The organism is uncultured Marinobacter sp. (assembly GCF_963974375.1).
Classification (GTDB): domain Bacteria; phylum Pseudomonadota; class Gammaproteobacteria; order Pseudomonadales; family Oleiphilaceae; genus Marinobacter.
Window position 1 is genome coordinate 1 of sequence record NZ_CAXBDN010000153.1, and the last position, 10,273, is coordinate 10,273.

Sequence of the window (10,273 nt, forward strand, 5' to 3'; positions counted from 1 at the left end):
GGCGGAAGCGGCTCTGGTAGTGGGCCAGCAGTTCCGGCCGGTGCAGCCAGAGTTCGTGGGAGCGCAGCAGCAGCTCGCCGAAGTCCACCAGTCCACTGAGGTTGCAGAGCTGCTCGTACTGGCGATAAACCCTGAGCATGGTGCTGGTGAAGTGGTCGCCCGGGTTGTCCTGAATATGCGCAGCCCGCAGCCCTTCGTCTTTCTGGCTGTTGATGAACCACTGGGCCTGTTTCGGTGGCCAGCGGCTTTCATCAATCTGCAGTTCCCGCATCACCCGTTTGACCATGCGCAGCTGGTCGTCGCTGTCGAGTACCTGGAAGTTTTCCGGCAGGCTGGCATCCTGCCAGTGTGAGCGCAGCAGGCGGTGCGCAATGCCATGAAAGGTACCGAACCACATGCCCCGGGTGGGCAGGTTCATCATCTGTTCGATGCGGTAGCGCATTTCCTTGGCGGCTTTGTTGGTGAAGGTCACGGCAAGGATGCTGCTAGGCGGCAGCTGGTCAACCTGCATCAGCCAGGCCATGCGGTGGACCAGCACGCGGGTTTTGCCACTGCCTGCGCCGGCAAGTACCAGCAGGTGGTCGTTCTGGGCGGTAACCGCTTCACGCTGGGCGTCGTTCAGGGGATCGATGATCGGGGAGACATCCATGGAGTTCTGCTGCCGCTGGCTGTTTGAGATTGAGGCGGAAGTATATCATCCATGGGTGGGGTGTTGTGGGTCGGGCATTTCAGCCTGAGAGTTGATTGCCGGGGAGCGGGTTCCGGTGCATTTTTTCCAGACACGCCCACAAGTACATCCATGTAGGGCTCGGCTTCGGCCATCCCTGGCCGAAGACGGTCTGTAAAAAACGCCCCCTCACCCGCTCCCGGGTACTTCTGTGATATGCCCGACTTTTTGATCGGGTCTTATCGTCAGAAACCCCGCGGAACGGCCTGGGGCTCGACGAACTCGAACAGGCCTTCCAGGCCGCCTTCGCGGCCGGTGCCGGAGGCTTTCATGCCGCCGAAGGGGGCTTCCGGGGCCGGGCCGGTGCCGGTGTTCCAGCCGCAGTGGCCGAAGCGCAGGCCGCCGGCGACGCGCATGGCGCGGGCTTCGTCGTTGGTGAAAACGTAGGAGGCGAGGCCGAATTCGGTGTCGTTGCCGGCTTCGATGGCTTCGTCTTCGGTTTTGAAGGACACCAGCGGCACCAGTGGGCCGAAGGTTTCTTCGCGGAAGCAGGCCATGTCACGGGTCACGCCGCTGACCACCGTTGGCGGGAAGAACAGCTCGTCTTTGGGCAGGCTTTCGGGCTTGGTGCCGGCCACCAGGGCGGCGCCGTTCTTGAGGGCGTCGGCCAGGTGTTCGCGGACTTTGTCGAAGCCTGCGCGGTTGATCAGCGGGCCGATGTCCACGTCGCCGTTGATGCCATCGCCTACGGTCATCTTGTTGACTCGGTCAGCCAGTTTCTGGCTGAAGGCTTCCATGACGCCTTCCTGGACGAAAATACGGTTGGCGCAGACGCAGGTCTGGCCGCCGCCGCGGAATTTGTTGGCGATCAGGTTATCGGCTGCAGCGTCGAGGTCGGCGTCTTCGAAGACGATGAAGGGTGCGTTGCCGCCCAACTCCAGGGCCAGTTTCTTGACGTGTTCAGCGGTATCGATGATCAGTTTGCGGCCCACTTCGGTAGAGCCGGTGAAACTGAGCATGGGGACGTCCGGATGATCGCAGAGGACCTTGCCGATGACGCTGGCCTTGCCCATGACCAGGTTGACCATGCCCTTGGGCAGTTTGACGTTTTCGTCCATGACGGTGAACAGGGCGATCATGGTCAGCGGGGTTTCGCTGGCGGGTTTGATGACGGAAGGGCAGCCCGCGGCCAGTGCAGCGGCCAGTTTCTTGGCGATCATGCCGATGGGGAAGTTCCAGGGCGTGATCAGACCCACCACGCCGACGGGACGATAGTGGACAGCCCAGGTGCAGTTGCGGGGCTTTTCTTCCAGGTGGTGGGCCTTGAGGGCATCCATATGTTTGGAGTAGTAATCGAAGAAGCCGGCGGCGTAATCCACTTCGCCCTGGGCTTCGTTCAGCGGTTTGCCGTGTTCCATGCAGAGGATACGGCCGATTTCCTCACGGTTGGCCAGCAGGGCATCACGGATGCCTTCAAGCCAGCCCTGGCGCTCTTCCGTGGTGTAAGGTTCGGTCAGTTTCAGGGCGGTCTTGCCGGCGTCGATGGCGGCGTGGACGTCTTCGGCTGGCATGGACGGCGCTTGCGCGATGACCTTGCCGGTGGCCGGGTTGTAGACATCAAAGGTGGTATTGCCGGTAACGGCCCATTGACCGCCAATATATCCTTTCATGTTCTTGAGTAGGGGGGACTCGATCATTGTGACTCCTCTGTATCTGGGGCGCTGTTATTGACGTTATAAACCGGGTGAGTGTTGACCTGATCGTTATTGAATGAGACTACTGTCATATTGAAGGCTGTTCCCGCGGGTGTAAAGGGAGCACTGCTCCGTTCCCGGTCTGAAACACGGTGCTTTTTGACCTCACCCTCCAGCCACCTATACTCGATACGGTTAGCCGACAGGAGACAGGATCATGAAAGCATTTTTCCACCCATCCCAGGACCTGCACGTCCCGAAAACCTACTTTACCAAGGGTCAGATGCGTCAGCCCCAGGAGGTGCCGGATCGCACCGCACAGATGCTGGATGGTCTCAAGGCCATGGGCGTGGAGGTGCTGCGACCGGCCGATCAGGGCGCAGGTCCGATTTCCGACATTCATGATCTTGGCTATCTGCGTTTTCTGGAATCCGCTCACCGGCGCTGGTCCGAGATGGACGACTGGGGCGATGAGGTGATCTCCAATATTTTCGTGCGCTCCCCCAATCACCTCCAGGGCGTTCTTGCCGAGGCGGCCCGCTATCAGGCGGACGGCAGCTCACCCATTGGCGCCAACACCTGGGAGGCCGCTTACTGGTCAGCCCAGGCGGCGCTGGGTGCCGCCGATGCCGTCAAGGCCGGTGACCGCACCGCCTATGCGGTTTGTCGTCCGCCAGGGCACCACGCCCGCCGCGACGCCGCCGGCGGTTTCTGCTTTCTGAATAATGCCGCCATTGCGGCCCAGCATCTGCAGGATCGCTTTGCCCGGGTGGCCATTCTGGACACCGACATGCACCACGGCCAGGGTATCCAGGAGATCTTCTACGACCGCAGTGACGTGCTGTACGTATCCATTCACGGTGACCCAACCAACTTCTATCCGGTGGTGACCGGCTTTGAAAACGAGCGCGGCGAGGGTGACGGCGAGGGCTACAACATCAACATGCCGATGCCCCACGGTTCCACCGAGGAACACTTCTTCGCCAAACTGGAAGAAGCCATGAGCGCCATCAAGCTCTATGATCCGGACGTGCTGGTGCTGGCCCTGGGCTTCGATATCTACAAGGACGATCCCCAGGCCAAGGTGGCGGTGACTTCCGAAGGCTTTAATCGCCTTGGCAAACGGATCAGCAAGGCCGGCCTGCCAACACTGGTGATACAGGAAGGCGGCTACGACCTGGACACCCTGAGTCTTAATGTTCAGGAATTTTTCAAGGGACTGGGCGGGGTCTGAGGCCGCTCATTACCGGGTCAGCCCATAATAAACCCGGCCAATCTGCTCATGGAGCAGCCGGGTATTTTCCTGCAGATAGATTGCCCGGGGGGCGAGAGTCAGCGATGCGCCACCCTCCGGGCTATGCACAAAGCCCATGGGGCCGGGGATAACGTCAACACCGTTACGGACAAATTCCGGAATGGCTCGGGTTACGTGCGCCGCGTGACTGACCAGCAGGATGGTGGTCACGCCCTCGGCCTTCAGTATGGCTGAACTGAAATCGGCGTTCTCCCGGGTATCCCGGCTGCGTTTTTCCAGCCACCGCGCCTCCACACCGAAGGCCTGTTCCAGCATGGCGGCCATCAACTCGGCCTCTGATGACTTGCCAGCATCTTTCTGACCCAGCCCCCCCGTGACCAGAATGGGCACACCGGTTTTCCGGTGCCAGCGTACGCCTTCGGCCAGTCGGGCCAGGGTTGCTTCACTCACCAGATCGTCACCGCCCCAGTGGGGGGCGGAATATTCCCGGCCACCACCGAGTATGACGATGGCACCGGCTGCCGCTGCCTGCTCGGTGGTGGGTATGCGGTGATCTTCCAGACCCCGGGCCAGTAACCAGGAGGTGGAAGGAATCGACAGCAAATAGAGCAGCGACAGGCCCATCACCAGAAAACTGCCACCAAGCCAGGGCCGGCGGCGCAGCATCAGCAATCCTGCCGCCATGATCAGGATATTCAGAAACGGCGGCAGTATGGCCAGTTTGATAAGAGCGAGCATTGAGTGCTTCCTTCCCTGTCGACTAACCTGGCACTCCCCTGTCAATGGCCGGGAGCGTACACCTTCACGTTCTCATGCCCACCCGCCTTCAGGTGGCCCGCGTGCATGCGGCTCATGGTGCCCCGGTCGCAATACAACAGGTACTGACAGTCCCGGGGCAGGTCTGGCATCTGGCGGTTCAGTTCGTAGAACGGAATACGGATGACCTTGTTGTTGGTCAGGGTCAGGGGCGACCGGTCGCCCTCGTCCGGGTGGCGTACGTCAATGATAATGTCACTGACCGCCGGGGTCTGCACCAGCTCTACGTCTTCCGGAGTCAGGGTGCTGTCCATCAGCCGGCTGACCGGAAGTTCAGTGCGCCTGGCCAGGGCCCCGGTCAGTGCGGCCGGATTCATCCGGGCCTCTTCTGTTTCAGCCTGGTGCAGGCGGGCGCGGGTCACCGGCTTCTGGGAAATGACACCACAGTACTCCGGCATGTTGCGGGCAAAGGCTTCTGTACCAATTTCGGTGGCCAGACGAATGATCTGTTCCTTGTCCATGGAGATCAACGGCCGCAACACCACTTCGGTACTGGCCCGGTCCACCACGTTGAGGTTGGTGAGGGTCTGGCTCGACACCTGGGCCACGGCGTCTCCGGTCACCAGACCGGCGGCGTTGTTGCTGCCAGCCAGCTCACAGGCGGCCTTCAGCATCTGGCGCTTCAGCACCACGCCCCAGTAACGGTGATCCACCGAGGTCATGATTTCAGCCACCACACCGTCAAAGGGCACGGAAATAAACTTGACCGAATGGGAAGCGCCGTAACGGTTCCAGAGATGGCTGACTACCTGTCTGACGCCTACTTCATGGGCATCGCCGCCCAGGTTGAAAAACAGAAAATGACTGCGGATGCCACGACGCATCATCAGATAGGCCGCCACGGACGAGTCGTAGCCACCAGAGATCAGCGTCAACACCGATTCGACACTGCCCAGCGGATAACCCCCCAGGCCGCGATGCTTGCGATGGGAGATATGAAACTGATCATCGCGGATGGCAATGCGGACTTCCACATCCGGCGATTTCAGGTTGACGCCACGGGCATCGGTCTGTTCCAGCAACACCCGGCCTACCTGCCGCTCCACCTCACCGGAGGAGAACCAATGGCTGCCCTGGCGCCGGGTACGGACGGCGAAGGTCCGGCCCTGCAACCTGTCCCTGAAGGCCGCAACCGCCTTGTCGGCGATATCGTCCAGATCCGTCAGTGGATAATCAGAAATTTCCTGGATGGTGGAAATGCCGGGGGTACGACACAGCAACTCCAGCATCGGGCTGATCAGCGGGTTATGGTCCGGCCACTCCACCTCGACCCGGTCCCAGGTTCCGTCTACGCTGACAGAAGGGTCCAGCCGGGCCGCCAGCTTGCGAATGTTCTGCCGTAACAGACGCATCTGCAGGCGACGCACGGGCTTACTCTTAATGACAACTTCCGGGGAGGGACGAATCAACAACTTCATGGGAATAAATCGACTTTGATGTGACTGGCGTAATGGAACGAAAGGCCTTAGTCTAACCGGTTCCCCGACCGGCTCAAAATCCGGCAGTCCCGAACTCCGACGGACCGCACAGAAAAGACCACAGCAGGAGCACAGAATTTGATGAAGCAAACCACCGTCAACGCACTGGTTTCACCGGAAGGCAGCCTTGAGATTTTATCCAGTCATGAGGTTAACCGGCTGAAAGACCGCAGCGAGGGGGGTCTGTATCGCCTGTTCCGTCAATGTGCCCTGGCCGTGCTCAATACCGGCGCAGAAACCGATGATTGCAAGGATCTGATGGAAGTGCATGTGGACTTCGATATCCGGCTGGTTCCTCAGCCCCGGGGTCTGAAACTGGAGGTGGTCAATGCACCTGCCAGCGCCTTCGTGGACGAAGAGATGCTGCGAGCCATCCGTGAACACCTGTTTTCAGTGTTGCGCGACATCGTCTATTCCGCTTCCATTCCGGCCACCATGCCGGGCTTTCGCCGGGATCATCCGGAGGACATCACCAACCTGATATTCCATATTCTGCGCAACGCCCGTGTGCTGCAGTCCGGTCGCCAGCCAGACCTGGTGGTGTGCTGGGGCGGGCACTCCATCAGCCGCGAAGAGTACACCTACAGCAAGGAAGTTGGTCACCAGCTGGGTCTGCGGGCCCTGAGTATCTGTACCGGCTGTGGTCCCGGGGCCATGAAAGGGCCCATGAAAGGCGCCACCATCGGCCATGCCAAGCAGCGGGTCAAGAATGGCCGTTACATCGGCCTCACCGAGCCTGGCATTATTGGTGCGGAAGCGCCCAACCCCATCGTCAATGAGCTGGTCATACTGCCGGACATTGAGAAGCGCCTGGAGGCCTTTGTGCGGACCGGGCATGGCATCATAGTGTTCCCGGGTGGCGTTGGTACCGCCGAGGAAATACTCTATCTGCTTGGCCTGTTGCTGCATCCGGACAACATCGACCTGCCGTTCCCGGTGGTGTTTACCGGGCTTCCGGAAAATGCCGAATACTTCGAGATGATTGACCGCTTTATCCGCAACGCCCTGGGTGACAAGGCTGCCGAGAAGTACGAGATCATTATTGATGATCCGGTTCGGGTCGCCCAGACCATGAAGAAGGGAATTGCGGAGGTAGAAACCTTCCGCCGTGCCATGCAGGACGCCTACTACTTTAACTGGATGCTGAAAATCGATCCGGTATTCCAGCTGCCCTTTGAGCCAACGCACAAGAGCATGCGGGAGCTGGCCTTGCACAAACACCAGCCTGTGCACATGATCGCCGCCAATCTGCGCAAGGCGTTCAGCGGCATCGTGGCCGGTAACGTCAAGGAAGAAGGCATTCGCCAGATCGAAGTCAACGGACCCTTCGAGATTTGCGGAGACCCGGAACTGCTGGGGCCGCTCGAGGAGCTGCTTGAAGCCTTTGTACGGCAGAACCGCATGAAACTGCCGGGAGGCTCGGCCTACGAGCCCAGCTACCGGATCGTAGCCAGCCGGGAAACGGCCTGACACTCAGGTTTTCGGGACTCGGAACAGCTCCGCCCGTCCCACGAAAAAGGGCTCCTTGACGGAGCCCTTTTCATTGGCGGGACCGTTAATTCACTCGCCGCCCGCCGGCAGGCTGGCATAGAACGCTGCCAGGTTCTTGATGTCGTCATCGCTCAGGCCACTGGATTGCGCCTGCATGATGGTGGCCATGCCACCGGTACGCTGCTTGTTTTTGTAGGCCTGAATGGCCGTCACCAGATAGGCCTCGTTCTGACCCGCCAGGTGCGGGTAACCCGGGATGCTGGCCATGCCGTTCTTGCCATGACACGCCGCACAGACCGCTGACCGCTTTTCTCCGGCGGCCACATCGCCGGCCATGGCTGCGCCGGAACCGGCCCCAATAAATGCCAGCACGCCAGCCGCCAGAACGCCCCTGACCATGCCAGGAATCCGATACTTCACTACCTTTGTTTCAACATCAGTCACTTGTCTTTCTCCCGAAATGAAATCTGAACGCAGTTATGCGTGTTCCGCTGCCTGAAAACCGTGTGTAATTGCTCTTATACCATAGCCCCACAGAATTGGACCATGCCAAACCTCAAGGCTTTGTCCCGGCCCTGTTCTTCCATGCCATTCCACCCACGCCTTTTCCGACCTTTGTCCGCTTTTCTTCTGGTAAAGTTGTCGGCACAGTAGCAAAAAAATCACCCTGATCATCTGGAACAAGGTTGCATTATGGCGGTACAGGTTCAGGAACTCGATTGTCTTGAGGGCACCCTTGGCGTGATCACCCTGGATTCGCCAGGTACGGTCAACTCATTGTCCGGCGACATGGTCCGCGACCTTCAGACCGCCCTCGACCGCTGGGCTGACAGCCCCCATATCTGCCTGGTGCTGATTTGTGCCAGTGGCGAGCGGGGGTTTTCTGCCGGCAGCGATGTGAAGGAGCTTTACCAGGCGCTGCTGGACGCACCGGAAGACGGTCACAGTGCCGATGGCATTGCCCGCCTGCTGGCGCCCGAATACCGAATGAACTATACCCTGCACGGGTTTCCGAAGCCGGTGATCGCACTGGCCCAGGGTGCAGTGATGGGCGGTGGCATGGGCCTGCTGCAAGCCTGTCGCTATCGTCTGATCCTGCCGGATACCAGACTCGCGGTGCCTGAGGTGACCCTCGGCATGTTCCCGGACGCTGGCGCCAGCTGGTTTCTCAACCGGCTGCCGGAGGGCCTCGGCCTGTTCCTCGGTCTTACCGGTGCCCAGCTCAATGCCAGCGATGCCTTGCGTATCGGCCTGGTGGACCTGGTGCTGCAGCCGGGCCAGAAAGACACCCTGATTGACACCCTGTGTCAGCAACGCTGGAGCGGAGACACTGCGGCGGACGACAACCGCCTTTACCGGTTGCTGAACCAGCAAAAACAGACTCGTCCGGATCACCTGCCTGCCAGCGAACTGGAATGCTATGAGCAGAAAATTTCCCGGCTGTGCCGCGACGACGAACTGCCGGTTATTGTGGACCGGCTGCTGGCGAGCCGCGAAGACAACGCACCCTGGTGGAACGAGAGTATCTCGCGTCTGAAAACCGCCTGCCCGGTGTCCCTGTGGCTGGTGGATGAGCTGCTCCGGCGCGGCCAGCAGATGGCCCTGAAAGATCTGCTCAGGATGGAACTGGTCATGGCCGCCGAATGCGGACGGCGGCCTGATCTGAAAGAAGGTATCCGGGCCCGGATGATTGATCGGGACGAGCAGCCGGTCTGGTCCTTTTCCAGCGTCCGGGATGTTCCCCGGGACCTGGTACTGGCCCACTTTGAGTCACCCTGGTCGGACACCGGGCATCCGCTGGCCACTTTAGGCCGGCCGCCCGGCCAGTAGCCGGGTCGTCAGCGTCCTCAGGGCCTGCTCGCCATCGCGGCGGCCCTGGACATGCGCGGCTTTCCGCAAGTTGTCCCAGCCCTGGTTCTGCAGAATGGCCCGTACCCAGACAGGCCCCTGTTCCTGGGCCAGCAGGCTACGGGCTGCCCCATGACTACAACTGAGCCGCTTCAGTGCCGGTAGTGTCAGCTCAAAACCCCGGCCGCCCGCTGCAAATATCGACAACTCCCGCAGATCTTCCGCGGACAACGCCCGGGCTGGCAACCCGGCCGTCAGCGCCAGCACCAGCACCGGGTCCATTTCTGGCCACACCACTGGCAGCAGCGTCGGCCAATGGCCGGCGAACCGACTCGACAATCTTCGCTGTAGCGCCTCACCCGTGGCACTCAGCCCGGTCAGCATCTGGACCGCATACTCACCCGTGCTGGCCTCCGGCTGAATGCCCACCCTTACCAGCTGCAGGCCACAGCGCTCCCAGAATGCCAGCAGATCGGCTTCGCCGCCGTAGCTGGTACCCAGCGCATCCAGGTCCCGGCTACGGGCATAATTCCGGACAGCGCTCACCAGCTGTTGCCCTATTTGTTGCCTGCGGTAACCGGTCGCCACGGCAACCCGGACCACTCTCAGCAAATCCAGCGTCGCTGCCTCAGCATCACCGCCATGGTGAGCCAGAGACTGAGCCAGCAGATGCCCCCGCAGGCGGCGTTTGCCCACGGATACCTGCTGCGCCAACGCCTCCGACAATCCCCCCTCCCGGGTGGCCCAGAGCACGCCCACAATGACGCCACCGGACCTGGCAACCCAGGTCACCGCAGCCGGGTCATCGAGCCACTGGCGCAGATCTCCGGGCGTGGTGCGGTAATGGGCATTCACCAGCAATCCGAAGGCCTGCTGCAACTCGGCCTCAGTGGCTGAAGCAGGGGCCCAGGGCTCAATGCTGACGAGCAAATGCTCCTCAGTGGGCGGTTGCGGCTCGTCGAAGTGCCCCGGCATCAGCAACCGGTTGACCAGAGGCTCCAGCGGATCGGAGGCGGCCCAGCGG

General features: G+C 60.8%; 9 protein-coding genes. 3 read left to right on the plus strand and 6 right to left on the minus strand.

Going from position 1 to position 10,273, the window contains the following annotated elements; translation table 11 throughout:
* Both AAC035_RS13240 and AAC035_RS13245 read right to left on the minus strand, forming a co-directional pair.
* Positions 1 to 649: UvrD-helicase domain-containing protein (locus AAC035_RS13240; RefSeq protein ID WP_339804936.1), on the minus strand; the 649-nt coding region annotated here is incomplete at its 3' end.
* 263 nt (positions 650 to 912) lie between these two features.
* On the minus strand, positions 913 to 2,364 hold the full coding sequence (locus AAC035_RS13245) for an NAD-dependent succinate-semialdehyde dehydrogenase (RefSeq protein ID WP_339804938.1): 1,452 nt from the start codon (positions 2,362 to 2,364) through the stop codon (positions 913 to 915).
* Between the two features lie 214 nt (positions 2,365 to 2,578).
* Here AAC035_RS13245 and AAC035_RS13250 point away from each other — a divergent pair, with 214 nt between their 5' ends.
* Complete coding sequence (locus tag AAC035_RS13250) at positions 2,579 to 3,595, plus strand: histone deacetylase family protein (RefSeq protein ID WP_339804940.1); 1,017 nt, start codon at positions 2,579 to 2,581, stop codon at positions 3,593 to 3,595.
* Between the two features lie 9 nt (positions 3,596 to 3,604).
* On the opposite strand, the gene AAC035_RS13255 is transcribed toward AAC035_RS13250, so the two are convergent.
* Both AAC035_RS13255 and thiI read right to left on the minus strand, forming a co-directional pair.
* On the minus strand, positions 3,605 to 4,354 hold the full coding sequence (locus tag AAC035_RS13255) for a YdcF family protein (protein WP_339804941.1): 750 nt from the start codon (positions 4,352 to 4,354) through the stop codon (positions 3,605 to 3,607).
* Positions 4,355 to 4,395: 41 nt separating this feature from the next.
* The gene (gene thiI, locus AAC035_RS13260; RefSeq protein ID WP_339804943.1) at positions 4,396 to 5,850 is read right to left on the minus strand and encodes a tRNA uracil 4-sulfurtransferase ThiI; all 1,455 of its coding nucleotides are present in this window, start codon (positions 5,848 to 5,850) and stop codon (positions 4,396 to 4,398) included.
* Positions 5,851 to 5,991: 141 nt separating this feature from the next.
* On the opposite strand from thiI, the gene ppnN reads away from it, so the two are divergent.
* Complete coding sequence (gene ppnN, locus AAC035_RS13265) at positions 5,992 to 7,380, plus strand: nucleotide 5'-monophosphate nucleosidase PpnN (protein ID WP_339804945.1); 1,389 nt, start codon at positions 5,992 to 5,994, stop codon at positions 7,378 to 7,380.
* 90 nt (positions 7,381 to 7,470) lie between these two features.
* Here the strand turns inward: ppnN and AAC035_RS13270 are convergent, their stop codons facing one another.
* Positions 7,471 to 7,737, minus strand: a complete 267-nt coding sequence (locus AAC035_RS13270; protein WP_339804950.1) for a cytochrome c — start codon at positions 7,735 to 7,737, stop codon at positions 7,471 to 7,473.
* A gap of 357 nt (positions 7,738 to 8,094) precedes the next feature.
* On the opposite strand from AAC035_RS13270, the gene AAC035_RS13275 reads away from it, so the two are divergent.
* Complete coding sequence (locus tag AAC035_RS13275; protein ID WP_339804947.1) at positions 8,095 to 9,231, plus strand: enoyl-CoA hydratase/isomerase family protein; 1,137 nt, start codon at positions 8,095 to 8,097, stop codon at positions 9,229 to 9,231.
* Here AAC035_RS13275 and AAC035_RS13280 read toward each other — a convergent pair.
* Positions 9,208 to 10,273: GNAT family N-acetyltransferase (locus tag AAC035_RS13280; RefSeq protein WP_339804948.1), on the minus strand; the 1,066-nt coding region annotated here is incomplete at its 5' end. The two genes, AAC035_RS13275 and AAC035_RS13280, sit on opposite strands and share 24 nt — an antisense overlap.